Here is a 23358-nt window from a genome sequence, read left to right on the forward strand (position 1 = left end):
GGGAGCTTTCACCATGCAGAAACCCGCCGTCACCGTCATGGTCAAAGCCGCCCGCCTCGCCGGCAATGTGCTGTTGCGCGGTATCAACAAGCTCGATGCGCTCAATGTGGTGCAGAAAGGCCGCATGGACTACGCCAGCGAAGTCGATGCCGATGCCGAGAAGGTCATCATCAAGGAACTCAAGCGCGGCTACCCCGAGTACGCCGTGTTCGGCGAAGAAGGCGGCGTGCAGGGCGGCAAGAGTGGCCGCTACACCTGGGTGATCGATCCGCTCGACGGCACCAGCAACTATCTGCGTGGCTTTCCGCATTACTGCGTGTCGATCGCGCTGGTGGAAAACGGCGAACCCACCGATGCGGTGATCTTCGACCCGCTGCGCAATGAGCTGTTCACCGCCAGCCGCGGCGCAGGCGCGGTGCTCAATGACCGCCGCATCCGTATCGCAGAGCGCAAGGATTTGGAAGGAGCCATGGTCCACACCGGCTTTCCGCCGCGCGAACGCGCGCGCGCCAGCGCCCAGCTCAAGTGTGTGGACGCGCTGCTGGTGCAGGCCGAAGACGTGCGCCGTACCGGCTCGGCGGCACTGGACCTGGCCTACGTGGCCTGCGGCCGTGCCGATGCCTACTTCGAAGCCGGCGTCAAAGCCTGGGACATTGCGGCCGGCGTGCTGCTGGTGCGCGAAGCCGGTGGCCGTGTCTGCGACTACAAGGGCGCCACCCCGCCGCGCATGGACAACATGGGCCCGGAAACCCAGCAGATCGTGGCCGGCAACATCAAGATCAGCGATGCGTTGCAGAAGGTCATCGTCAACACCGGCTACGCCCGCGAGTTCGACGCCAAGTTCTGATCGACCCGTTCGCACTACCGCTGCCCGGCAGACATCGGAGCACGCCCGAGCACGGAGGCTTCCCTGCAAAGCCTCTCGCGACCGGGGTCGCTCCTACCCACAGCGCAGTAAACGCACAAGGCCGGGATCGCTCCCGGCCTTGTACGTTGGGTGCCGCTGTCACAGCGCTAGGCAGTGCCTGGCGCCGGTGCAGGACCTTAGGCGATCGCGGCGTGGTAGCGGCGCTCGACTTCTTCCCAATTGACGGCGTTGTAGAACGCGCCGATGTATTCCGGGCGACGGTTCTGGTACTTCAGGTAGTACGCGTGTTCCCACACGTCCAGACCCAGGATCGGGGTGTTGCCCTCGAACAGCGGGCTGTCCTGGTTGGCGGTGCTTTCCACAACCAGCTTTTTGTCGGGGGTCACGCTCAACCACGCCCAACCCGAGCCAAAGCGGCTGACGGCGGCCTTGGTGAAGGCTTCCTTGAATTTCTCGAAACCACCAAGATCCTTGTCGATCGCCTTGGCGACCTCGCCCTTGGGCTCGCCGCCACCGTTGGGCGACAGCACGGTCCAGAACAGGGAATGGTTGGCGTGGCCGCCGCCGTTGTTGCGCACCGGGCCCTGCAGGTTTTCCGGCAGGCTCTTCAGCTTGGAGACCAGTTCTTCGATCGGCAGATCGGCGTACTCGGTCCCTTCCAGCGCCGCGTTGACGTTGTTGATGTAGGTCTGGTGATGCTTGGTGTGATGGATTTCCATCGTTTGCGCATCGATGTTCGGTTCCAGCGCGTCGTAGGCGTAGGGCAACTGCGGAAGGGTGTAAGCCATGCGTATCTCCTGGACTTGCCGCCCGGCGAAGACCGGGCGTTGCGGGGTGAATGGTAAGGACGGCGGCAGCGGTTACCAAGGGTGCTGGCAGGGAAACTTCATCCCATCGCATGCCGCACGATGTTCGCCGCACACCTTGCACCAGGTCCCGGTTACTTGGGCGTGAACCGTCCCGGCGCCGGCCACGTTCAAAGTCGACACAGTCGCGCATCGGCATACTTGCTCTGCCGTACCCATTTCGGACCGTCTTCATGCGCAAGCCCGCTTTGCTCGTTGTCGCCATCGCGCTGCTCGTCGCCGGCCTGTGGGGCATGCGTGCGATGCAGACGCCCAAGCCGCAGTTCGCGCCGCAACTCAACGCCCCGATCGCCGCGGACACGCCGACGCGCGAGGTGCCGCGTCTGCCCGCCTTTCTGCCGACCGAGGCGATGGCCACCATCGTGCTGATCCAGCGCGGCGGCCCGTTTCCGCATCCGCAGGATGGCGGCGTGTTCGGCAACCGCGAGCATCGCCTGCCCGAACGCCCGCGTGGCTATTACCGCGAATACACTGTCGATACCCCCGGCAGCCCGGATCGCGGCGCGCGCCGCATCGTCACCGGCGGCACTCCGCCCGAGGCGTGGTACTACAGCGACGATCATTACCAGAGCTTCAAGGCCTTCGATGGCCCGACCCCGGACCAGGCACCATGAACGCTGGCGACTTCGCGCTGGATCTGTCCGATCCGCAGCAGTCGGGGGTGTATCAGGCCGAGACCGACGATCTGGACACCATGGCAGCGCTTGCGCGCGATGCCGGCCTACGCATCGTGCGCGTGGATCTGGCCGCCTGCAGCGACAAACGCATGCTGCTGATGCGCCTGGCCACGCAACTGGATTTCCCGGCCAGCTTCGGCCGCAATTGGGACGCGCTCAGCGATGCCCTGCGCGACCTGGCGTGGCTGCCTTCGCCACATGGCTATGCGCTGCTCATCGACGGCGCCCAGGCGCTGGCCAGCACGGCACCCAACGACCGCGACACCTTGCTGGACATCCTCGATGAAGTCGCCAACGCCTGGGCAGCACGCGGGCTGACCTTCGCGGCGTTCGTTGCGCCCGCAAGCGCCTGCGACTGAGAGCAGCCAACAGCACGCCTGCGCAGCCGGCGGAGCGGACACGCCTGGCGCCGGCACCACATGCCCCGTACAGAAGCGATGGCTGCCTGCATGCCGCCCGCACCGACCTGATGAGCGCTCGCGATGTTTCCCAGGCACCATGCGGCGCTGTCGATCAGCGCTGGTATTTCCGGCGAACACGGATCGCTACGCACCCGCATCGGCCTGCATCCAGGCGCGATGGCAGACCACCATCGCCCTTCGTCGCGCCAGACGCGCGAACGGCACGCATTGCGCGTGCCGACCGACGATCAACTATCCAGCTCGCTCCAGCGCGCGTACGCCGCATCCAGGTGCTTTTGCGCATCGGCCAATGCTGCGGTGTGGGCCGCCATCGCCGCACTGTCGCGCTGATAGAAGGCCGGCTCGTTCATCGCCTCGGTGAGCGTGGCCACTTGCTGCTCCAGCGTCTCGATCAGGGCCGGCAGTTGCTCCAGCTCGCGTGCATCCTTGTAGCTGAGCTTGCGCTTGGGGGCGGTGTCCGCCGGCACTGCAGCCACGGGCGCGGTCGCCACCGCAGTGGCCGATGCCTTGGCCACCGCCATCGCATTGCCGACCGGCGTACGGCGCTGGCGCAGCGAATCGCTGTAGCCGCCGACGTAATCGCCGATCAGGCCATCGCCCTCCATCACCAGCGTGGAGGTCACCACGTTGTCGAGGAAGTCGCGGTCATGGCTGACCAGCAGCAAGGTTCCGGTGTATTCGCCCAGCAATTCTTCCAGCAGCTCCAGCGTTTCCACGTCCAGGTCGTTGGTCGGTTCGTCCATCACCAGCAGGTTGGACGGCTGCGCGAACAGGCGTGCCAGCAGCAGGCGATTGCGCTCGCCACCGGACAGGCGCGTGATCGGCGCGCGCGCGCGCTCGGGCGTGAACAGGAAATCCTGCAGATAGGCATGCACGTGCTTGCGCTTGCCGTTGATTTCCAGGAAATCGCGGCCCTCGGCCACGTTTTCGATCGCGCTCCAGTCTTCGCGCAGGGTGGAACGGTATTGGTCGAAATACGCAATCTGCAGATTGGTACCGATACGGATTTCGCCCTGCTGCGGCTGCAGATCGCCCAGCAACAGCTTGAGCAAGGTGGTCTTGCCGCTGCCGTTGGGGCCGATCAGGCCGATGCGGTCGCCACGCTGGATGATGGTGGAAAAATCCTTGACCATCGTGCGCGCACCGAACGCGAAGCCAACCTCCTTGGCCTCGATCACCTTCTTGCCGGACGACTCGCCCTGCGAGACTTCCATGCGCACGTTGCCGGTGAGCTCGCGCCGCTGCACGCGCTCGTTGCGCATCGATTCCAGGCGCCGCACGCGGCCCTCGTCGCGGGTGCGCCGCGCCTTGATGCCCTGACGGATCCAGATCTCTTCCTGCGCCAGCAACTTGTCGAAGCGCGCATTCTCCTGCGCCTGCGCATTGAGCCGTTCCTCGCGGCGGCGCTCGTAGTTGGCCCAGTCGCCCGGCCAGCTGGTGACCTGGCCGCGATCGATCTCGACGATGCGGGTGGCCAACGCACGCAGGAAGCGCCGGTCGTGGGTGACGAACAGCACGCTGCCGCTCCAGCCCTTCAGGAAGGTTTCCAGCCAATCGATGGCTTCGATATCCAGATGGTTGGTCGGTTCGTCCAGCAGCAGCACATCCGGCGAGGACACCAGCGAACGCGCCAACAGCACGCGTCGCTTCATACCGCCGGACAGCCGCGCGAACTCCGCATCGCCGTCCAGTTCCAGCTTGGTCAGCGTCTCGGTGACGCGTTGATCCAGCGCCCACCCGTCGGCCGCATCGATCTTGGCCTGCACCTTGCCGAACGCATCGGCGTCGAACACCTCGGCATGGCTGAGCTGATGGAATTCGGCCAGCCAATGACCCAACTCGCCCAGACCATCGGCCACCACGTCGAACACGCTGCCGCCGGTCCCTTGCGGTACCTCCTGCTCCAGCCGCGCGATGCGCACGCCCTGTTGCACGCGCACTTCGCCGTCGTCGGGCTTGAGCTCGCCGGCGATCAGTTTCATCAAGGTCGATTTGCCGGCGCCGTTGCGGCCGATCAAGGCGATACGCTCGCCCGGCTCGATCGTGAGGTCGGTTTTTTCCAGCAACAAGGGGCCGCCGACGCTGTAGTCGACGCTTTGCAGAGTGATTAAAGGCATGGCGCAATTGTACGGGATTGGTGATTGGGGATTCGGGATTGGCAAAAGCGCACGCTGTCACGGTGACGAATCCCGAATCCCTACTCCCCAATCCCGGGCTAAAATGCGCCATGAACGAATTCTCCGCGCTGCCGCTGTCGCCGGCCCTGGCCCCCGGCATCGACGCCCTTGGCTACACCGTCCTGACTCCCATCCAGGCGCAAAGCCTGCCGCCGATCCTGCAGGGGCTCGATGTCATCGCCCAGGCGCCGACCGGCAGCGGCAAGACCGCCGCGTTCGGGCTTGGCCTGCTGCAAAAGCTCGACCCTGCAGTGACCCGCGCACAGGCGCTGGTGCTCTGCCCCACCCGCGAATTGGCCGACCAGGTCGGCAAGCAGCTGCGCAAGCTCGCCACCGGCATTCCCAACATGAAGCTGGTGGTGCTCACCGGCGGCATGCCGCTGGGCCCGCAATTGGCCTCACTGGAAGCGCACGACCCGCAAGTGGTGGTGGGCACGCCCGGTCGCATCCAGGAACTGGCCCGCAAACGCGCCCTGCATCTGGGCGGCGTGCGCACGCTGGTGCTGGACGAGGCCGACCGCATGCTCGACATGGGCTTCGAAGAACCCATCCGCGAGATTGCCGGCCGTTGCGACAAACACCGCCAAAGCCTGCTGTTTTCGGCCACGTTCCCGGACAGTATCCGCACGCTCGCACGCGAGCTGTTGAAGGAGCCGGTTGAGATCACGGTGGAAGGCGCCGATAGCGCACCGGAGATCGATCAGCAGTTCTTCGAGGTCGACCCGACCTATCGGCAAAAGGCCGTTGCCGGCCTGCTGCTGCGTTTCAATCCCGAGTCCAGCGTGGTGTTCTGCAATACCCGCAAGGAAGTGGACGAGGTGGCTGGCTCGCTGCAGGAGTTCGGCTTCTCCGCACTCGCGCTGCACGGCGACATGGAACAGCGCGACCGTGACGAAGTGCTGGTGCGCTTCGTCAACCGCAGCTGCAACGTGCTGGTGGCCAGCGACGTGGCCGCTCGCGGGCTGGACGTGGAAGACCTCTCGGCGGTGGTCAACTACGAGCTGCCCACCGATACCGAAACCTACCGCCATCGCATTGGCCGTACCGCACGTGCCGGCAAGCATGGACTGGCGCTGAGCCTGGTCGCCCCGCGCGAAACTGCCCGCGCGCAGGCACTGGAAGCCGAACAGGGCCAACCCTTGAAGTGGTCGCGTGCGCCGCTGGCCACCGCGCGCCCGGCGCAACTGCCGCAGGCGGCAATGACCACCTTGCGCATCGATGGCGGCAAGACCGACAAGCTGCGTGCCGGCGACATCCTGGGCGCCCTGACTGGCGAAGCCGGGCTCTCGGGCGCGGCAATCGGCAAGATCGCCATCTACCCTACCCGCTCCTACGTGGCCATTGCCCGCGCGCAGGTCGCCAAGGCGCTGGCACATCTGCACGCAGGCAAGATCAAGGGACGCCGGTTTCGGGTCAGCAAGCTCTGAACGCAGCGCGGCCGGCATTGTGCCGGCGGCCTATATTTCAGCTAGAGCAATCCTGGAAGCGCGCACGTCCACGCATCCAGGGTCGCTTCCAGCGCTTGGACTCAGTAAGAAAGTGTCGCCAACAGCGGCACATCGTTCGCCCATTTCTGGCGACCCTGCAGCACCTGCAATTCCACCAGCACGGCTGCGCCAACGACTTCCAGTTCGAGTTGGGCAGCAAGCCCCAAGGCCGCACGCAGCGTGCCGCCGGTGGCCAGCACGTCGTCGACAATCAGTACGCGCGCCCCGCGTGGCAGCGCATCCTCATGCATTTCGATGCGATCGGTGCCGTACTCCAGCGCATATTCCTGGATCAGCGTGCGCCCCGGCAGCTTGCCCGGCTTGCGCACCGGCACGAAGCCGGTCCGCAGTTCGCGCGCCAGGGCAGCGCCCAGAATGAAACCGCGCGCCTCGATACCCAGCACCGCATCCAGCGGCGTGGTGCGCCACGGCTGCGCCATTTCGTCCAGCGCAGAGGCGAAATCCGGGCCGTCCGACAGCAACGGGGTAATGTCCTTGAAGACGATGCCCGGCTTAGGGAAATCGGCGATGTCGCGAATCCGCTCTGACCAATGGTTGGGTCCGGAAGTCGTGGTGCCGGCGCAGCGGCTGCAGTCAGTCATGAGGGCGGTGGCGTGGTGGCCGGTGGAGTTGCGCCTATTCTAGGCTGCGCACGCCATCCACGCCGGATTTACGGCATACCTGCATCTGAGCGCGTCAGGAACTGCACGACAGCATCGAACACCCGGCGCGATCGCGTGCCCAGTCCGGCCGCCGCGCCGCAAATGCGTCGCGCCAGGGCTGATCGTCGTAAGGGCGGCGCATGACTTCCAGCAACTCCTGCACCCCGGACGGGTCACCCTGCTCGGCACGGTCGATCGCCTGCTGCGCCAGATAATTGCGCAACACATAGCGCGGGTTGGCCAGGCGCATGCGCGCGCGCCGCTCTTCTGGCGACAGCGGATCCTGCTGCAGGCGCGCGGCATAGCGCTGCAGCCATTGCTGCAGCTGCGGCGCATCCGCCAGGCGTTTGTCTTCGTCGTAAAAGGCGTCGCGCAGCTGCGCGGGGTCCGGATGTTCGGGCGACAGGTCGATGAGCCCACGGAAGGTCAGCGTCATGTCCATCTCGGATTCGCGCATCAGGGCGCGCAGCGCGTCGATCAGCTGCAGATCCTCGTCGCGACACTCTGCCAAGCCCAGCTTGGCGGCGGTGTCGCGCCGGTCGCACGCCAGGTAGGTATCGCGAAAACGATCCAGCCCATATTGCAGCAGGGCCTGGTCGGCAAACAGCGGCGCCAGCGCCTGGGCAAGCCGGCCCAGGTTCCAGTAGGCCACTTGCGCCTGGGTGCCGAAGCGATAGCGCCGCCCCTGCGCGTCGGTGGTGTTGGGCGTCCAGTCCGGGTCATAGTCGTCAACCCAGCCATACGGGCCGTAGTCGATGGTCAGACCGAGGATCGACATGTTGTCGGTATTCATCACCCCATGCACAAACCCGACCCGCATCCAGTGCGCCACCATCACCGCGGTACGCTCGCAGACCTGCGCAAACCAGTCGGCGTAGAGCGCCTCGCTGGCACCGGCCAACGCCGGGAAATCGCGGGCGATGGTGAAATCCACCCACTGCTTCAGCAATGCGATATCGCCGCGTGCGCTGGGCAATTCGAAGTTGCCGAAGCGGATGAACGAAGGCGCCACCCGGCACACGATCGCGCCCGGCTCGCGCTGCGGGTGGCCGTCGTAGAACATGTCGCGCACCACCGCCTCACCAGTGCCGACCAGGCTCAACGCACGCGTGGTCGGCACGCCCAGATGATGCATGGCCTCGCTGCACAGGAATTCGCGGATCGACGAGCGCAATACGGCGCGCCCATCGGCACCGCGGGAATACGGCGTCGGGCCGGCACCCTTGAGCTGCAATTCGTAGCGCCCACCGTCGGTTCCGATCGCCTCGCCCAGCGAAATCGCCCGCCCGTCGCCAAGCTGTCCGGCCCAATGCCCGAATTGATGCCCACCGTAGTTGACCGCCCAAGGCTGCATTCCCGGGTACAGCGCGTTGCCGCCGAACACCTGGGCGAACTGCGCACTGGCGATCTCGGCCGCCTCCAGGCCCAGCACCTGCGCCATCTCCGCCGAATGCGCGATCAGGTACGGAGCGGCGACCGGCGTCGGCAAGACTGACGACCAGGCCGCGCCCACCTCGCGCCGGCGCGCCCCCTCTTCCGGGTCGCCAGGCAGCTGTTGACGCAGACGATTATCGAAGTGCAAATGTGTCATGCCGGCAAGCCTAGGCCACCGGCGGTGAACCTGACATGGGCGAAGCCGCATCCGGCGCTGCGTGCGTACCGTATCTTCACTCGCTTGGCGTGTGCCGAGCGGGCTCGTCCTGCACATGCTTGCGACGTGCGATAGCGGCTAATGGCCGCCGGCTGCCGATCAGATGCGAACCAGACAGAGGCGAACGTTGCCGGGACGCCACTCTCTGGTCTGCACTTGCCCGCCTGTTGCGTTCGTGCCTGGTCCCCACCACCCTTCCTGCCCCCGTACCGATATTGCCCATGCCTTCGCGCGCTTCCCACTGGTTCCGTCCTGCCCTCCTGTTGCTCGGTTCGTTGACCATGACGGCCTGCAGCAGCGTCTTTTTTGGTGGCATCAATGCCGCATCCAGCCGATCGGGCATCGTCGAGCATCGCGACCAGGTGTTCGATTCCGCGCACGGCCTGGCGCTGGATGTCTACCAGCCGCGCGGCGCAAGCGACGCGCCAGTGGTGGTGTTTTTCTACGGCGGCACCTGGAAGCGCGGTTCACGCGCCAACTATCGCTGGGTGGGCCGCGCACTTGCGCGCCAGGGCGTGGTGGCGATGGTGGCCGACTACCGCAAGTATCCGCAGGTCGGATTACACGGTTTCATGTCCGACGCGGCAGGCGCCACCGCATGGAGCTACCGCCACGCGCACGAGTACGGCGGCAACCCGAATCGCCTCGCGGTGATGGGTCATTCGGCAGGCGCGCATATGGCCGCGTTGCTTGGCACCGATGCCCGCTGGCTGCAGGCGCAAGGTCTCAAACCTCACCAGTTGTGCGGCGTGGTAGGCCTGGCCGGGCCGTACGACTTCATGCCGATGACCGATCCCGAATTGGTCGAAATCTTTGGCGATGCGCCGGCAGCGCAACGGCAATCGCAACCGGTGCGTTACGTCGGCGGCGACGAACCGCCCATGTTGCTGCTGCATGGCGATGCCGACCGCGTGGTCGAACTACAGAACAGCGTCTCGCTGCAGCAGGCGCTCAAGCGCGAAGGCGGCAGTGCCGAACTGAAGGTCTACCCCGGCATGGGCCATCTCGGCATCCTGCTGGCGCTGCGCAAATCGCCCGAGCGCTCGCAGGTGCTGAACGATACGCTGCAGTTTGTGCGCCAGTGCCGGGTGCCCTGAAGCGCAATCCGCCCTGACGTCGCTGGGGATTGAGTGACTGCTGCGAACGGCTGATGGGCAGCGATACCGACGACGGTGTCGCTGGGTAGCCATTCGGATCCGGAATGAGCGGAATACATCGCGATGAGAGACGCCATGTCGTAGCAGCAGACAGCGGGCGAAACACAGTCCCGCCCACCTACTCGCACCCCGCTCTCCCTACTCCCCGATGCCTCAATTGGCCGGCTTGCTTCCCATCAGCTCGAACGGGCCGCCTTTCTTCAGCGCAGCCTGATACGCCGGACGCGCTTGGATCCGTTCCAGAAACGCGCGCAAACGCGGGTAGTTCTCCAGACCGCCGCCGCGTGCGGCCGCCGCCTGTACCGGGAAGCTCATCTGGATGTCGGCGGCGGTGAAGCGTTCGCCAGCGAACCAGTTGCCGGCCTGCAACGACTGCTCCATCCAGTTCAGATGCAAGGTGAGCTGCGGCCCCACGAAACCCGACATCGCCTTGTCCACGATCGCACGTGCGATGGGCTTGGCGAAGAACGGCATCGGCGCGCTGCGGATGCGACCGAAGATCAGCGTCATCAGCAACGGCGGCATCGCCGAGCCTTCGGCGTAATGCATCCAATAGCGAAACTGCAGGCGCTCGGGCGAATCCAGCGGCCGCGGCGATGGCGACAGCGCGCACTCGGTGTCGTAGCGCTCGGTCAGGTACTCCAGGATTGCCCCAGATTCGGCTACGACCAGGTCGCCATCGACCAGCACCGGCGATTTGCCCAGCGGATGGATCGCGCGCAGCGCCGGCGGCGCCAGCATGGTCTTGGGGTCGCGTTCATGGCGCACGATCTGGTAAGGCAGCGCCAGTTCTTCCAGCAGCCACAGCACGCGCTGGGAACGGGAATTATTGAGATGGTGGACAGTGATCATGAGATAGCTGCGCGCGGAAAGCGCACATCCTACCGATCCAGGCGTCGTCGCTGTGCGCAAGCAGCGCCTGGTGGACGCGCCAGCGAGGCTGACCGCCTGTCGTGCAGACAATAAAAAACGCCAGCCGCTTGCACGGCCGGCGTTTTTGGCAACCCTAAGGTTGCAGGCGGATTAGACCGCCTGCACCTGGTCAGCCTGCATGCCCTTCTGGCCCTGCACGGCGACGAAGGTGACCTTCTGGCCTTCCTGCAGCGACTTGAAGCCGGTGCCCTGGATGGCGCGGAAGTGCACGAACAGGTCCGGGCCGCTTTCCGGGGTGATGAAGCCGAAGCCCTTGGCATCGTTGAACCACTTCACGGTACCGCTCTGACGCTCTGACATTTACTAACTCCTGAACTATTGATGGATAAATCGCAGCGTCCGAAAAGCCGGAGCTGAGACTGAGTTGCAGGCGTTGGTAAAGCGGAACGATGAAGCGAGATCTGTAACGATCCGGCTGCACCAGGCCACGATTCACGGTGACCCTTGCAAACACAGTGCGTGCACAGTACTCGTGTTTTCTGCAAAAAGCGACACCCTGCGTCAAATCTTTTGCAGTCGGGTCCAATCCGACGGCCTGTCGGGACTGTCCCCATCCCAATTGCCCGGATGCCACTGCCTGACGCCCCCACAGCTGCGCAGATCATGGGGGCCGTTAACGACACCTGCCCGGCCATGGTCCGCGACGTCCTGGACCGCGCCTCAGCGCCTGTCGCCCCGCCGTGGCCCTTGCAGCCAACCGGCCTCTGAGCCAAGCCCACCCTGCCCTTGCTCGCACCATCCAGCTGTCAGCCAGCCCAGGCCCGGCCGACGACGCACCTCTGCCAGATGCGGGCAACACCCGGCGCATGAACCGGCCGCGTATCATAGGCGCCCTTTGCAACCGGCATCCTGATGGCCCTCACCGCCACCGTCCGCAGGGCGGAACTTCAGATCAGCGACATGGACCGCGGCTATTACGCCAACCATTCGCTGACCCTGGCCCAGCACCCTTCCGAGACCGACGAGCGCCTGATGGTGCGGCTGCTGGCGTTCGCGCTATTTGCCGACGACCGTCTGGAATTCGGCCGTGGCCTCAGCAACGACGACGAGCCGGACCTATGGCGGCGCGACTACACCGGCGACCCGGATCTGTGGATAGACCTCGGCCAGCCGGACGAAAGCCGCGTGCGCAAGGCCTGCAACCGCTCGCGCCAGGCGGTGGTCATCGGCTACGGCGGCCAGGCCACCGAAACCTGGTGGAAGAAGCACGCCAACGCCATGGGCCGGTACCGCAATCTGCGCGTGATCGAGCTCGACTCGCAGGCCACCGAAGCACTCGGCGCACTGATCCAGCGCGGCATGCGTTTTGACGTGATCATCCAGGACGGCGAAGTGCAGATGCTGGCCGACCACGGCAGCGTCACCCTGACCCCGATGGTGCGGCAAGCCCCGGCCGAATGAGCATGCGTTGCGACGTGCTGGTCATCGGCGCCGGCGCTGCCGGGCTGATGAGCGCCTTCACTGCCGGCCAGCGTGGCCGCAAGGTGGTGGTGATCGACCATGCCAACAAGGTCGGCAAGAAGATCCTGATGTCCGGTGGCGGGCGCTGCAATTTCACCAACACCGGCACCACGCCTGGCAACTTCATTTCGGCCAATCGGCATTTCTGCAAATCCGCCCTGGCGCGCTACAGCCCGGCGGATTTTGTGGAGATGGTCGAACGGCATGCCATCGCCTATCACGAGAAAGAGCTGGGCCAGTTGTTCTGCGACATCTCCTCCAAGCAGATCGTGCGCATGCTGCTGGACGAATGCGATGCGGCCGGCGTGCAGATCCGCACCCAGTGCGACGTGCTGTCGGTCCAGCGCGGCAGCGACGGCTTCCAGGTCCAGACCAGCCAGGGATGCGTGCAGACGCACTCGTTGATCGTGGCGACCGGCGGGCTGTCGATTCCCAGCATGGGGGCCAGCGGCTTCGGCTATACCCTGGCCAAGCAGTTCGGCCATGCGCTGCTGCCCACCCGCGCCGGGCTGGTGCCACTCACATTGAGCGGCAAGCATCAGGAGCGTCTGCAAGCGTTGTCCGGGCTGGCGTTGCCGGTCCAGGCGCAGTGCAACGGAGTCAGCTTTCGCAATTCCATGCTGCTCACCCATCGTGGGGTCAGCGGCCCGGCGATCCTGCAGATCTCCTCGTATTGGCAGCCGGGCGACGATTTGCGGCTGGATCTGCTGCCCGGTCGCGATGCAGCGACGTGGCTGCGCGAACAAAAGCAGCAACGCGGCGCCACCGAGCTGCGCAACGTGCTGGCCGACGTGCTGCCGAAACGGTTTGCGCAACGCTTGTGCGAGCTCTGGCTGCCAGACAAGCCGGTGCGTCAGCTGGATCCGCCGCAGCTGACAGCCGCCGCCGAGCTGCTCGGCAGCTTTCCGCTGATCGCCAGCGGCACCGAAGGCTATCGGACAGCTGAAGTCACCCTGGGCGGGGTCGATACCCAACAGGTCTCCAGTGCGACCATGGAGTCGCGCCTGGTGGCAGGCCTGTACTTTGTCGGCGAGGTACTGGATGTCACCGGCTGGCTTGGCGGTTACAACTTTCAGTGGGCGTGGGCGTCCGGCCATGCGGCGGGGAGCGTGGCGTAACGGCGATGGCGGGGGGCTCGCCCACCGATCAGGTCAGGCGCCTTGAACGCGCCGTCGCGGCATGGACAGCACGCAGTGAAAACGGTCGATGCGCGCCAGAAGGCATCTTCCACGCGCAAATATTGTTCTACGTCTCACACTTGATGCGGCATGCTCCACACACATGGACGTGTCAAACCCCTTCGTGTATTAAAGCCCGTCTCTAGGGAGCCGCGCATGCAAAAAGGCAAAGATCTCACCCTCCGCCTGATGATCGTCGACGACAGCGTGGAGAGTGCGGAGACCATCGTCACCGCGCTGCGCAATGGCGGCATTGCGGTGCGTCCATCGCGACCGCAAAGCCAGGAGGAACTGGCCAGCATGCTGTCGGGCCAGATCGATCTGGCCATCTTGGGTCAGGCGCAGCAGATCCCCATGAGCGCCTTGCAGACCCAGATTGCGGGCAGCGGCAAGGACATCCCGATCATCTTGCTGGCCGAGCGGATCGAAGAGAACGCCCTGGTCGAGGCCGCTTCGCACGGGGTGCGCGCCATTGCATTGCGCCACCGCCCCGCGCATTTGCTTGCACTGGTGCGCTCGGAATGGGACGACCTGCAGGCCCGCCGCGGACTGCGCCGCATCGAAGCGCAGATGCGCGAGACCGAGCGCCGCTGCGACGCACTCATCGCATCCTCGCGCGACCCGATCGCCTACGTGCATGAAGGCATGCATATCCGTGCCAACGATGCCTATCTGGAAATGTTCGGCTTCGAGTCGTTCGACGATGTCGAAGGCATCTCGCTGCTGGACATGATCGCCGCGCAATACGTCGACGATTTCAAACAGCTGCTCAAGGCGATGTCCAAGGGCGAACCGCCGCCGGCACAGTACAAGCTCGATGCACGCCGCGTGGAAGGCGACACCTTTCCGGCCACGATGGAGTTCGCCACCGCCACCTATGAAGGCGAGCCGTGCATCCAGGTGGTGTTCCGGCGCCGCGAGGAGTTCGACCCGGAACTGGCGCGCGAGGTCGAAGACTTGCGCCAGCGCGACCAGGTCACCGGCCTGCTCAATCGCCCCACCTTCATGGTGGCGCTGGAACAGGCCGTGGCACAGGCCGGCCGCAGCGAGGGCCAATCCGGCTTCCTGCTGATCGAGCCGGATCACTACGCACGCATCCTTCCGGAGTTCGGGCTGGATTCGGCAGATGCGCTGATTGCTGCGCTTGCCGCGCATGTGGCGAGCGTGCTGGACGACAGCGTGTTGGCCGCGCGCTTCGGCGAACACAGTTTCGCCCTGCTGTTGAACGGAAATTACGCGCGCACGCATGCGCTGGCCGAAACCGTGCGCAATGCGTTCGCGCAGCACGTGGTCAGCGTGGGGACGCGCTCGGCCACGGTGACGGTCAGCATCGGCGGCGTGCAGATCGGCGAAAAGATCGCCAGCATCGGCCAGGTACTCAATCGCGGCACCGAGGCGGTGCGCACCACTGCCGAGCTCGGTGGCAACGCGGTCAGCATCTACGACCCGGCTGCGGCGGATCGGGCCGAAGAAGAACGCATCGAACGTTGGGTCGAGCAGCTGCGCGAAGCGCTGGTCGGCGACGGTTTCCTGCTGCATTACCAGCCGGTGCTCAACCTGCAAGGCGAGCCGCTGGAGCTGTACCAGGCCTTCCTGCGCCTGGAACGCAATGGCGAAATGATGTCGCCGAACGCGTTCATGGCCATCGCCGAAGAGCACGACCTGGTCACCGAAATCGACCGCTGGGTGGTGGCGCGGGCCATCCGGCAACTGGGCGAACGCCAACGTGCCGGGCACAAGACCCATCTGCTGGTACGCATCGGGCCAAACTCGTTCTCGGACCCGCAGATGATCGACACCATCCGCGAGCAATTGGCGGTTTACGGTGTCCCCGGCGAACGGCTGTGGCTGCAGACGCCGGAGTCGAAGGTGTTTACGCACCTGCGCAACGCGCAGCAGTTCCTGGCGGCGGTGTCGGCGATGGATTGCAAGGTCGGGCTGGAGCAGTTCGGCTCGGGTCTGGATTCGTTCCAGTTGCTGGCGCATTTCCACCCGGCCTTCCTCAAACTGGATCGCGGCATCACCGGCGACATCGCCTCGGCGCGGGAGAGCCAGGAAAAGATTCGCGAAATCACCTCGCGGGCGCAGCCGGCCGGCATTCTGACAATGGCCGAGTTCGTCGCCGATGCGCAGTCGATGAGCAGCTTCTTCAGTGCCGGAGTGGACTACGTCCAGGGCGATTTCGTGGCACCGACCGGGCCATTGATGAATTACGAGTTCGGCTGAAAGCCGGCGCGCCCGCTCGTTCGCAACCTCGCTAAGCAACAAAAAACCCGCACTGCGCGGGTTTTTTGTTGTCTGCCAGGCAGCCGGAGATCCGCCCCCTTACATTGCACTACCGCTGGCGGCGCGCAGTGCAGCGATGCGCTCGGTGAGCGGCGGATGGCTCAGGAACAGCCGGCGCAAGCCCTCGCCCACCCCACCGGAGATGCCGAACGCCTGCACTTGCGAGGGCAAGGTGTTCTGGCCATGGTTGAGCGACAGCCGCTCCAGTGCAGCGATCATCTTGCTGCGGCCGGCCAACTGCGCGCCACCGGCATCGGCGCGGAATTCGCGGCGCCGCGAGAACCACATCGCAATCATGGTCGCGAACAGGCCGAACACCATCTCCAGCGCGAACACGATGATGTAGTACGCAAAGCCACGACCGCCCTCGCGGTTGCCCGACAAGGCGCTGTCGATAATGCCGCCGACCACGCGGGCGAGCACGATCACGAAGGTATTGAGGACGCCCTGCAGCAGCGCCATGGTGACCATATCGCCGTTGGCCACGTGGGCGATCTCGTGGCCAAGCACCGCCTCGGCTTCATCCTGGTCCATGTTCTGCAGCAGGCCGGTGGACACCGCCACCAGGGCGTTGTTGCGGTTGGCGCCGGTGGCGAACGCGTTGATTTCCGGGCCGTCGTAGACCGCTACTTCCGGCATGCCGATGCCGGCAGCCTGGGCCTGGCGGCGCACGGTCTCCAGCAACCAGCGCTCGGTCGGCGTGCGCGGCTCGGTGATGACCTGCGCACCGGTGCTGCGCTTGGCCATGAACTTGGACAGCAGCAAGGAAATGAACGAGCCGCCGAAACCGAAGATGGCGGCCATCACCAACAGGCCACTCATCTGCGCGGGATTGACGCCCAGCAACGACATGACGATGCCGGCGAGCATCAGCACCGCAAGATTGGTCAGCAGGAACAGGAAAATGCGGTTGAACATGGCGCGATGGCTCCACGGATGCGGGGTGAACTGGTGCGGATCTGCGGGTGTTGCGGCTTGAAATCAAGCAAGCACCTGACCGACGATTCAGCTGCCCATGCCATCGCCCCCTTATCTCGGCCGCTTCGCGCCCTCGCCCACCGGCCCCCTGCACTTCGGCTCCCTGCTGGCTGCATTCGGCAGCTGGCTGCTGGCCCGGCATGACGGTGGGCAGTGGTGCGTACGCATCGAAGACATCGACCCGCCGCGTGCCGAACCCGGCGCCAGCGAACGTCAGCTGCGCACGCTGGCCGCATTCGGGCTGCACTCGGACCTGCCGGTGATGCGGCAGTCCGAGCGCGATGCGGCCTACACCGACGCTATCACTCAGCTGCTGGAAACCGGCCAGGCATTCGAATGCAGCTGCAGCCGGGCCGATCTGGCCGGCATGGGCGGCATCCACCACGCCTGCCTCGCGCCATTGGGCGAGCGCCGTGCGGTGCGCCTGCGGGTGCCGCCGCAATCGCCGGTCGGCTTCGAGGACGCCTTGCAAGGACCGGTGCTGCAGGATGTCTACGCCGAGGTGGGCGATGTGGTGCTGCGCCGCGCCGACGGGTATTGGGCGTACCAACTGGCAGTGGTGGTGGACGATGCGGCGCAGGGCATCACCGATGTGGTGCGCGGCGCCGACCTGCTCGACTCCACCCCGCGCCAGATGGTGCTGCAGCGCGCACTGGGCCTGCCGCAGCCGCGCTACCTGCACCTGCCGCTGATGCTGGATCGCGACGGCCGCAAGCTGTCCAAGTCACACGATGCACCCGCACTGGACGACGCCGATCCACTGCCGGCCCTGCACGCCGCCTGGGTCGCCTTGGGCCAACAGGCCGACGCACTGCCGCGGCATGCAGCCGTGGAAACCCTGCTGCAGCACGCCGTGCAGCATTTTTCGCCACGGCTGCTTCCACGCCAACGCCAGCTGGACCTCGATGCGCGCGCATCCGGCCTCCAGCGTGACTAGAATTGCGGCCCAGCACCGGCGTCCGGGCGCAGCAGTCCCGCACCCGAATCGCCCTCAGCCTCACTTGTTGATTGGAGTCGTCATGACATCTCGCGTCACATTGGTCACCGGCGGCACCGGCGGTATCGGTACTGCCATCTGCAAGCGCCTGGCCGACCAGGGCCACCGGGTCGCCAGCAACTTCCGCAACGAAGAAAAGGCACGCGACTGGCAGCAGCGCATGCAGGCGCAGGGGTACGAGGTCGCCCTGTTTCGCGGCGATGTCGCCTCGTCCGAGCATGCGCGCGCGCTGGTGGAAGACGTCGAATCCTCGCTGGGGCCGGTCGAGGTGTTGGTCAACAACGCCGGCATCACCCGCGACACCACCTTCCACCGCATGAGTGCCGAGCAGTGGCACGAGGTCATCAACACCAACCTCAATTCGGTCTTCAACGTGACCCGCCCGGTGATCGAGGGCATGCGTAAACGCGGCTGGGGCCGGGTGATCCAGATCAGCTCGATCAATGGGCTCAAGGGCCAGTATGGCCAGGCCAACTACGCTGCCGCCAAGGCTGGCATGCACGGCTTCACCATCTCGCTGGCGCGCGAGAACGCGGCATTCGGGGTCACCGTCAACACGGTCTCGCCCGGTTATGTGGCCACCGACATGGTGATGGCCGTTCCGGAAGAAGTGCGCGCCAAGATCGTGGCCGATATCCCCACCGGACGCCTGGGCCGTCCGGAAGAGATCGCCTACGCGGTGGCGTTTCTGGTTGCGGAAGAGGCTGCCTGGATCACTGGCTCGAATCTGGACATCAACGGCGGCCACCACATGGGCTGGTAACGTTTGCTGCAACTTTGCGGTGCAGCATGGATTTTGCTCAAAAACCATGCTGCGCAACATTTTTAATGTGTCCGCTTAGGCAAATAAGGCCTTTTGGCTGTTGCAAGCGCTGCTGCGGTGCGCCATCCTGCGCGCACTATCAGTGTGGGTGAACGTTCCATGGCCGGACTTCGCATCATCAAGAAGTATCCCAATCGCCGTCTCTACGACACGGAAATCTCCAGCTACATCACCATCGAAGATGTGCGCCAATTGATCATCGATGGCGAAGAATTCGAAGTACGCGATGCCAAGAGCGGCGAGGACCTCAGCCGCGCAGTGCTGCTGCAAATCATCGCCGACCGCGAGCAGGACGGCGAGCCGATGCTCTCCACCCAGTTGCTGAGCCAGATCATCCGGTTTTATGGCGACTCGCTGCAGGGCTTCATGGGCAATTACCTGGAGCGCAGCATGCAGGTGTTCCTGGATCAGCAGCAGCAGTTCCGTCAGCAGATGGGCAACCTGCTCGGGCAGACCCCGTGGGCGATGATGAACCAGTTGACCGAGCGCAACCTGGAGTTGTGGCAGGAGTTCCAGCGCAACTTCGGCGCCGGCTTCGGCCGCCCGGGTGGCCCGGGCACACCGCCGAGCCCGCCTGGGGCGAGCGGCCTGGGCAGCGGCCCGATGGGAACCGGCACGCATGGCTCGGCTGGCGGCAATCACGGCACGACCGGCAAGGCCCGCAACCGCGGCTAATAGACAACACGCCATTGCGCAGCCGCCAGGCAGGTGCGGCCGGTGCCGGAATCCTCAGGCGCTGCTCGGACACCCCGGCTCCGCTGCGCCGGCCATGCCAGCTGACGGCTGGTCGCGGTGTGATGTCGACCGCTTGAGATACCGAACGCTGCGCCAGGAGCCTCAGGCTCCCAGGCGCAGCCAATCAGTGGCCGGCCTGCGTTGTGCAGGCAGAGCAGATCCGCTCCACGTGGTAGCCGCGCGCACGCAGACGCTCCACTACCCCGTCATTGCCCAGCAAATGCAGCGCACCGACCACCACCAGCGTGGTTCCGCCGCCCTTGCCGAGCCGCTGCTCCAGCCGCGGCACCCAGCGCGCATTGCGCTCGACATTGATGTCCTGATACAGCGCCGGATACTGGCGGCGCATGTCTTCGGCCATCTGCGTGGACAGCGTATGCACATCGCCATTGCGCCAGGCTGCATGCAGCTGGCGTAGCTGGTCGGTGGCATCGGCCTCGTCCAGCGACTCTTCCAGCAACTGATGCTGCTCGGTCGGCGACATGCCGTCGAGCAAGGCGATTTGCTCGGCGGCGCGCTCCAGGCCGTCGGCCGGTTTGCCGCGCGCCTGCGCTTGTTCCATCAGGTAATGGTCCAGCCCCGCGTTCGGGTCCATGCCTTGCCGGGTCATCTCCGCCAGGCTGATAGTCAGCGCCACGAACCAGGGCTCGAGCGGCTGCAGGCTCGCCAGCGACATGCCGTACTTGCGCGCGTAGGCGCTCAGCGCCTGCCAGGTCTTCGCATCCAGCGTGTCCTGCAGCGTACGCCCGTCGGTGCGCCGCGCCGCCTGCAGCATGCGACTGGCCAGCTCGGGCGATTGCGCATCGTCAGGCGGCAATTCGAACAGCAGACGGTCGGCCTTGGCGAAGGCCTGCATCACATCCGGCGATAGCGGGTAGTCGCTGGGCTTGAGCACATGAAACGAGCCCAGCAGATACAGCGTGCCGCCCTTGCCATCGACCTTCCACAGCAGCGGCACCGGCGGGCCTGCCGGCGCGTGGCCGGCACCACGCGCCCACACCGGTACGAGCGCGCCGCTCCACAAGGCCAGGCCAAGCAGCGCGCCGCTGCACCAGGTGGCAATCCGCTGGCGCGTCAACGTGGTCCGTCGCCCGGTCACCAGGCTTCTCCGCACATGCGAATGGCGCGCATGTCAGTGCGGCACCTTGTAGGCCTTCTCGCCTGCCGACACCGCCAGATCGATACGGTTTTCCGGCGGCGGCAGTGGGCAGGTGGCGAATGGGGTGAACGCGCATGGCGGGTTGTAGGCGCGGTTGAAATCGACGATGACATGCCCCGAGGCATCGGGCACGTCCAGATCCAGAAAACGTCCAGCCGGATAGCTGCCGTGACCGCTGGTGCGGTCGGCGAATACCACGAACATCGGCCGCCCTGGCTCGCCGATGGTTTCCAATCGGTAGGTCTTGCCGTCGCGCTCGAACTCGATCGCGCCCGCGTTCGGCTGCTCGCTGCTGATCCCGACGATGTCGACGATCGGGATGGTCTTGCCGACGGAGTTGGGCACATAGCGCGCGTTGATGCGCCAGGATGGATCCACGGGCCAATAGTCCAGACCCGCGAAGTGCGTGCGCGAGCTCGCGTCGGCATGCTTGACCCGTAGCGCATACCGGTCGCCGCGATGGATTAGGCTCAACACGCCCTTGCCCTCGTCGAAATGGATCAGGGTGGGCTGCGGATCGCGATCGGACTGGAAGCGGATCCGGCTGGTCAGCGGCTTGCCATCGAGGGTCAGCGCGGCACCACGCTCGGGCACGAACCAGACCGCGTTGTTCTCGGTGGACACCATGCCCATCTTCGGTGGGCCTACCGCGAGTCTGATACCGCTGCCGGCGCTGCTGCCGATGTAATGCGCCTTCAGCGACAGCCAATGCAGGCCAACCAGGCTGGTCCAGCCATCGGGCGCGCGCAGTTCCTTCAGCCGCGCTTCGCGCCAGGCGGCGGTGTCGGCCAGAAATGTCTTGTCGAGTGCGACCGGCGCAGCCGGCGGTGGCGCATCGCGCCCGCAACCGAATAACGCCGCTGCGACCAGCATGCCGAGCAGCCAGCCCTTCCCCCCGTGCACTGCCATCAACGCCCCCTCAGAAACCAACGATCGATATCGCTCAGCGTAAACCGCGCCCAGGTCGGTCGGCCATGGTTGCACTGGCCCGAGCGTTCGGTGGCTTCCATATCGCGCAGCAACGCGTTCATTTCAGGCACGGTGAGGCGGCGGTTGGCGCGCACTGCACCGTGGCACGCCATGGTGGAGAGCAGTTCGTCGCGTGCGCTGGCGATGCGGCGGCTTTGACCATGCTCGCGCAGATCGCCCAGCACATCGCGCAGCAGCGCCTCCGGCTCGGCATTGGCCAGCAGCGCGGGAATGCTGCGCACGTGCAGCGACTGCGGGCCGGCCCGGGTGATCTCGAAGCCGAGCGTGGCCAAGGTCTCCGCTTCGCGCTCGGCGGTGTCGGCTTCGCGCTCGCCCACTGCCAGCGTCATCGGCACCAGCAAGGGCTGCGCGTGCAGGCCGATGCTGTCGTGCGCATTTTTGAGCCGCTCATAGCCGATGCGCTCATGCGCCGCGTGCATGTCGACCACGATCAAGCCTTCGGCGTTTTCGGCCAGGATGTAGATGCCGTGCAACTGCGCGACGGCATAACCGAGCGGCGGAACACCGCTGTCTTGCGCAGTTGCCGGCAACCCGGTGCCGGCCATGCTCGGCATGCCTGCCGATTGCTGCGCACTGCTGGGCGGCGGCGCGTACAGCGCGCTGTAGGCGGCGCGCGCCTCGTCCACACGCAGTCCCAGCGGCGTTTGCGAAGGCGTCCAGCTCGGGTAGTTGTAGCCGCTACCGCTGCTGCCAGGTGCGTTGCCGTGGTTCGGAACACCGCTGCCAGCAATGTTGCCCAGCCCGCCAGCGGTCGCCCCTGGGTCGCCGGCACCATCGCTGCCGATACTGTTTGGCGTGACGCCGGCACGGGTATGCGCCAAGGCATCCTGCAGGGTGCGATAGACGAAATCGTGGATCAGCCGCGCTTCGCGGAAGCGCACCTCGTGTTTGGCAGGGTGCACATTGACGTCCACGCGTGCCGGGTCCAGCTCCAGAAACAGCACATACGCCGGCTGACGGCCATGAAACAGCACATCGCCGTAGGCCATCTTCACCGCATGCGCCACGCTGCGGTCCCTGACCGAACGGCCGTTGACGTAGAGGTACTGCTGGTCGGTGCTGGCACGCGAGTAATGCGGTTGCGCAACCCAGCCGTGCAGGCGCAGACCGGCGCCGCTGTGGTCCACGCGCAAGGCCTGGCGCGCAAAATCGTCGCCGAGGGTTTCGCCCAGCCGCGCGTCCGAATACAGATCGCCCGGCTTGTACCGCCGCGACGGCTTGCCGTTGTGCGAGACGCGCAATTCCACATCCGGCCGCGCCAGTGCCAACGAACGCAACCACTCTTCGATATGGCCGAGTTCGGTGCGTTCGGCACGCAAAAATTTGCGCCGCGCCGGCACGTTGAAGAACAGTTCGCGCACTTCGACCGTGGTGCCCGGCGCATGCGCGCGCGGCACCACCTCGCCCAGGCGACCGCCGTCGATTTCCAATGCGGAGCCGTGCTCGGCGTCGTGGCGACGCGAGGTCAGGGTAAAGCGGCTGACCGAGGCGATCGACGGCAAGGCTTCGCCGCGAAAGCCCAGCGTGGCGACGGTTTCCAGGTCGTCCAGCGAAGCGATCTTGCTGGTGGCATGCCGCGACACGGCCAGCGGCAGTTCGTCCGGGGCGATGCCGCCCCCGTTGTCGCGGATGCGGATCAGCCGGACGCCGCCCTCCTCGAGCTCGATATCCACGCGCGTGGCGCCGGCGTCGAGTGCGTTTTCGACCAGTTCCTTGACCACCGATGCGGGCCGCTCGACGACTTCGCCGGCAGCGATCTGGTTGATCAGAATCTCGGGCAGCTGGCGGATCGCCATCAGCGCACGCTCCATTGCAGCACGCGCGAAACGCGGTAGATCGGCGGTGTGACAG

The 23358-nt window shown here is 65.6% G+C and carries 21 protein-coding genes and 1 other RNA gene; 12 read left to right on the forward strand and 10 right to left on the reverse strand.

The features are described 5' to 3' along the window. Positions 1 to 13: 13 nt before the first annotated feature. Complete coding sequence (locus HLH45_RS16520; protein ID WP_005913068.1) at positions 14 to 847, forward strand: inositol monophosphatase family protein; 834 nt, start codon at positions 14 to 16, stop codon at positions 845 to 847. Positions 848 to 1044: 197 nt separating this feature from the next. Here the strand turns inward: HLH45_RS16520 and HLH45_RS16525 are convergent, their stop codons facing one another. Continuing rightward, positions 1045 to 1656 (reverse strand): superoxide dismutase, encoded by a 612-nt coding sequence (locus HLH45_RS16525; protein WP_003486056.1) that lies wholly within the window; start codon positions 1654 to 1656, stop codon positions 1045 to 1047. Between the two features lie 251 nt (positions 1657 to 1907). Between HLH45_RS16525 and HLH45_RS16530 the strand changes: the two genes are divergently transcribed. Beyond that, a complete protein-coding gene (locus HLH45_RS16530) occupies positions 1908 to 2348 on the forward strand; it encodes a guanyl-specific ribonuclease (protein WP_008576167.1) in 441 nt (146 codons plus the stop codon). Then, entirely contained in the window at positions 2345 to 2770 is a 426-nt protein-coding gene (locus HLH45_RS16535) for a barstar family protein (protein WP_008576164.1), read from the forward strand. The genes HLH45_RS16530 and HLH45_RS16535 overlap by 4 nt, the downstream gene beginning before the upstream one ends. Before the next feature lie 290 nt (positions 2771 to 3060). On the opposite strand, the gene HLH45_RS16540 is transcribed toward HLH45_RS16535, so the two are convergent. Continuing rightward, positions 3061 to 4950 carry an ATP-binding cassette domain-containing protein gene (locus tag HLH45_RS16540; protein WP_011347735.1) on the reverse strand — a complete coding sequence of 630 codons (1890 nt, stop codon included), beginning with the start codon at positions 4948 to 4950 and terminating at the stop codon, positions 3061 to 3063. A 110-nt stretch (positions 4951 to 5060) separates the two neighbouring features. Between HLH45_RS16540 and dbpA the strand changes: the two genes are divergently transcribed. Further along, complete coding sequence (gene dbpA, locus HLH45_RS16545; protein WP_008576161.1) at positions 5061 to 6437, forward strand: ATP-dependent RNA helicase DbpA; 1377 nt, start codon at positions 5061 to 5063, stop codon at positions 6435 to 6437. A 101-nt stretch (positions 6438 to 6538) separates the two neighbouring features. On the opposite strand, the gene HLH45_RS16550 is transcribed toward dbpA, so the two are convergent. Both HLH45_RS16550 and HLH45_RS16555 read right to left on the reverse strand, forming a co-directional pair. Then, a complete protein-coding gene (locus HLH45_RS16550) occupies positions 6539 to 7099 on the reverse strand; it encodes an adenine phosphoribosyltransferase (RefSeq protein ID WP_014090366.1) in 561 nt (186 codons plus the stop codon). Positions 7100 to 7193: 94 nt separating this feature from the next. After that, positions 7194 to 8750 (reverse strand): protein adenylyltransferase SelO, encoded by a 1557-nt coding sequence (locus HLH45_RS16555; RefSeq protein ID WP_081397844.1) that lies wholly within the window; start codon positions 8748 to 8750, stop codon positions 7194 to 7196. A 281-nt stretch (positions 8751 to 9031) separates the two neighbouring features. Between HLH45_RS16555 and HLH45_RS16560 the strand changes: the two genes are divergently transcribed. Continuing rightward, positions 9032 to 9907, forward strand: a complete 876-nt coding sequence (locus HLH45_RS16560) for an alpha/beta hydrolase (protein ID WP_033479047.1) — start codon at positions 9032 to 9034, stop codon at positions 9905 to 9907. A 213-nt stretch (positions 9908 to 10120) separates the two neighbouring features. Here the strand turns inward: HLH45_RS16560 and HLH45_RS16565 are convergent, their stop codons facing one another. Together HLH45_RS16565 and HLH45_RS16570 are read right to left on the reverse strand one after the other, a co-directional pair. Then, positions 10121 to 10819 (reverse strand): glutathione S-transferase family protein, encoded by a 699-nt coding sequence (locus tag HLH45_RS16565; RefSeq protein WP_008576154.1) that lies wholly within the window; start codon positions 10817 to 10819, stop codon positions 10121 to 10123. A gap of 171 nt (positions 10820 to 10990) precedes the next feature. Further along, positions 10991 to 11200 carry a cold-shock protein gene (locus tag HLH45_RS16570; protein WP_008576153.1) on the reverse strand — a complete coding sequence of 70 codons (210 nt, stop codon included), beginning with the start codon at positions 11198 to 11200 and terminating at the stop codon, positions 10991 to 10993. A 552-nt stretch (positions 11201 to 11752) separates the two neighbouring features. On the opposite strand from HLH45_RS16570, the gene HLH45_RS16575 reads away from it, so the two are divergent. The 3 genes from HLH45_RS16575 (at position 11753) to HLH45_RS16585 (ending at position 15765) form a co-directional block, all read left to right on the forward strand. Beyond that, positions 11753 to 12301: a YaeQ family protein gene (locus tag HLH45_RS16575; protein ID WP_008576151.1), complete on the forward strand. Its 549-nt coding sequence runs from the start codon at positions 11753 to 11755 to the stop codon at positions 12299 to 12301. Next, positions 12298 to 13479: a BaiN/RdsA family NAD(P)/FAD-dependent oxidoreductase gene (locus HLH45_RS16580; protein WP_008576149.1), complete on the forward strand. Its 1182-nt coding sequence runs from the start codon at positions 12298 to 12300 to the stop codon at positions 13477 to 13479. The genes HLH45_RS16575 and HLH45_RS16580 overlap by 4 nt, the downstream gene beginning before the upstream one ends. A 216-nt stretch (positions 13480 to 13695) precedes the next feature. Further along, positions 13696 to 15765 carry a GGDEF/EAL domain-containing response regulator gene (locus HLH45_RS16585; protein WP_008576147.1) on the forward strand — a complete coding sequence of 690 codons (2070 nt, stop codon included), beginning with the start codon at positions 13696 to 13698 and terminating at the stop codon, positions 15763 to 15765. Positions 15766 to 15864: 99 nt separating this feature from the next. Here the strand turns inward: HLH45_RS16585 and htpX are convergent, their stop codons facing one another. Continuing rightward, a complete protein-coding gene (gene htpX / locus HLH45_RS16590; RefSeq protein WP_008576145.1) occupies positions 15865 to 16743 on the reverse strand; it encodes a protease HtpX in 879 nt (292 codons plus the stop codon). Between the two features lie 97 nt (positions 16744 to 16840). Between htpX and gluQRS the strand changes: the two genes are divergently transcribed. From gluQRS to HLH45_RS16610, 4 genes are all read left to right on the forward strand, one after another. Further along, complete coding sequence (gluQRS, locus tag HLH45_RS16595) at positions 16841 to 17740, forward strand: tRNA glutamyl-Q(34) synthetase GluQRS (protein ID WP_008576143.1); 900 nt, start codon at positions 16841 to 16843, stop codon at positions 17738 to 17740. 82 nt (positions 17741 to 17822) lie between these two features. Continuing rightward, positions 17823 to 18563, forward strand: a complete 741-nt coding sequence (phbB, locus tag HLH45_RS16600) for a beta-ketoacyl-ACP reductase (RefSeq protein WP_011347745.1) — start codon at positions 17823 to 17825, stop codon at positions 18561 to 18563. A gap of 159 nt (positions 18564 to 18722) precedes the next feature. Beyond that, positions 18723 to 19298 carry a polyhydroxyalkanoate synthesis repressor PhaR gene (gene phaR, locus HLH45_RS16605; protein WP_007965709.1) on the forward strand — a complete coding sequence of 192 codons (576 nt, stop codon included), beginning with the start codon at positions 18723 to 18725 and terminating at the stop codon, positions 19296 to 19298. A 56-nt stretch (positions 19299 to 19354) separates the two neighbouring features. Then, a non-coding RNA gene (locus tag HLH45_RS16610) (sX9 sRNA) lies at positions 19355 to 19429 on the forward strand. A 53-nt stretch (positions 19430 to 19482) separates the two neighbouring features. On the opposite strand, the gene HLH45_RS16615 is transcribed toward HLH45_RS16610, so the two are convergent. Genes HLH45_RS16615 through mutL form a run of 3 tightly spaced genes read right to left on the reverse strand, consistent with a single transcriptional unit; the run spans position 19483 to position 23303 of the window. Beyond that, positions 19483 to 20457, reverse strand: a complete 975-nt coding sequence (locus tag HLH45_RS16615) for a TraB/GumN family protein (protein ID WP_033479045.1) — start codon at positions 20455 to 20457, stop codon at positions 19483 to 19485. A gap of 33 nt (positions 20458 to 20490) precedes the next feature. Then, a complete protein-coding gene (locus HLH45_RS16620) occupies positions 20491 to 21426 on the reverse strand; it encodes a DUF1684 domain-containing protein (RefSeq protein WP_008576137.1) in 936 nt (311 codons plus the stop codon). After that, the gene (mutL, locus tag HLH45_RS16625; protein ID WP_014090376.1) at positions 21426 to 23303 is read right to left on the reverse strand and encodes a DNA mismatch repair endonuclease MutL; all 1878 of its coding nucleotides are present in this window, start codon (positions 23301 to 23303) and stop codon (positions 21426 to 21428) included. Before mutL ends, HLH45_RS16620 begins: the two co-directional genes overlap by 1 nt. Positions 23304 to 23358 lie beyond the last annotated feature (55 nt).

It is taken from the genome of Xanthomonas euvesicatoria (genome assembly GCF_013112235.1).
Classification (GTDB): Bacteria; Pseudomonadota; Gammaproteobacteria; order Xanthomonadales; family Xanthomonadaceae; genus Xanthomonas; species Xanthomonas euvesicatoria.

What these genes read in the sequence shown, in the direction of transcription:
- HLH45_RS16555 (WP_081397844.1), bottom strand. Translation starts at nt 8,750, where the DNA reads ATGACACATTTGCACTTCGATAATCGTCTGCGTCAACAGCTGCCTGGC.
- HLH45_RS16565 (WP_008576154.1), bottom strand. Translation starts at nt 10,819, where the DNA reads ATGATCACTGTCCACCATCTCAATAATTCCCGTTCCCAGCGCGTGCTG.
- HLH45_RS16570 (WP_008576153.1), bottom strand. Translation starts at nt 11,200, where the DNA reads ATGTCAGAGCGTCAGAGCGGTACCGTGAAGTGGTTCAACGATGCCAAG.
- HLH45_RS16560 (WP_033479047.1), top strand. Translation starts at nt 9,032, where the DNA reads ATGCCTTCGCGCGCTTCCCACTGGTTCCGTCCTGCCCTCCTGTTGCTC.
- HLH45_RS16620 (WP_008576137.1), bottom strand. Translation starts at nt 21,426, where the DNA reads ATGGCAGTGCACGGGGGGAAGGGCTGGCTGCTCGGCATGCTGGTCGCA.
- dbpA (WP_008576161.1), top strand. Translation starts at nt 5,061, where the DNA reads ATGAACGAATTCTCCGCGCTGCCGCTGTCGCCGGCCCTGGCCCCCGGC.
- mutL (WP_014090376.1), bottom strand. Translation starts at nt 23,303, where the DNA reads ATGGCGATCCGCCAGCTGCCCGAGATTCTGATCAACCAGATCGCTGCC.
- HLH45_RS16535 (WP_008576164.1), top strand. Translation starts at nt 2,345, where the DNA reads ATGAACGCTGGCGACTTCGCGCTGGATCTGTCCGATCCGCAGCAGTCG.
- HLH45_RS16580 (WP_008576149.1), top strand. Translation starts at nt 12,298, where the DNA reads ATGAGCATGCGTTGCGACGTGCTGGTCATCGGCGCCGGCGCTGCCGGG.
- phbB (WP_011347745.1), top strand. Translation starts at nt 17,823, where the DNA reads ATGACATCTCGCGTCACATTGGTCACCGGCGGCACCGGCGGTATCGGT.
- gluQRS (WP_008576143.1), top strand. Translation starts at nt 16,841, where the DNA reads ATGCCATCGCCCCCTTATCTCGGCCGCTTCGCGCCCTCGCCCACCGGC.
- phaR (WP_007965709.1), top strand. Translation starts at nt 18,723, where the DNA reads ATGGCCGGACTTCGCATCATCAAGAAGTATCCCAATCGCCGTCTCTAC.
- HLH45_RS16520 (WP_005913068.1), top strand. Translation starts at nt 14, where the DNA reads ATGCAGAAACCCGCCGTCACCGTCATGGTCAAAGCCGCCCGCCTCGCC.
- HLH45_RS16540 (WP_011347735.1), bottom strand. Translation starts at nt 4,950, where the DNA reads ATGCCTTTAATCACTCTGCAAAGCGTCGACTACAGCGTCGGCGGCCCC.
- htpX (WP_008576145.1), bottom strand. Translation starts at nt 16,743, where the DNA reads ATGTTCAACCGCATTTTCCTGTTCCTGCTGACCAATCTTGCGGTGCTG.
- HLH45_RS16585 (WP_008576147.1), top strand. Translation starts at nt 13,696, where the DNA reads ATGCAAAAAGGCAAAGATCTCACCCTCCGCCTGATGATCGTCGACGAC.
- HLH45_RS16575 (WP_008576151.1), top strand. Translation starts at nt 11,753, where the DNA reads ATGGCCCTCACCGCCACCGTCCGCAGGGCGGAACTTCAGATCAGCGAC.
- HLH45_RS16530 (WP_008576167.1), top strand. Translation starts at nt 1,908, where the DNA reads ATGCGCAAGCCCGCTTTGCTCGTTGTCGCCATCGCGCTGCTCGTCGCC.
- HLH45_RS16525 (WP_003486056.1), bottom strand. Translation starts at nt 1,656, where the DNA reads ATGGCTTACACCCTTCCGCAGTTGCCCTACGCCTACGACGCGCTGGAA.
- HLH45_RS16550 (WP_014090366.1), bottom strand. Translation starts at nt 7,099, where the DNA reads ATGACTGACTGCAGCCGCTGCGCCGGCACCACGACTTCCGGACCCAAC.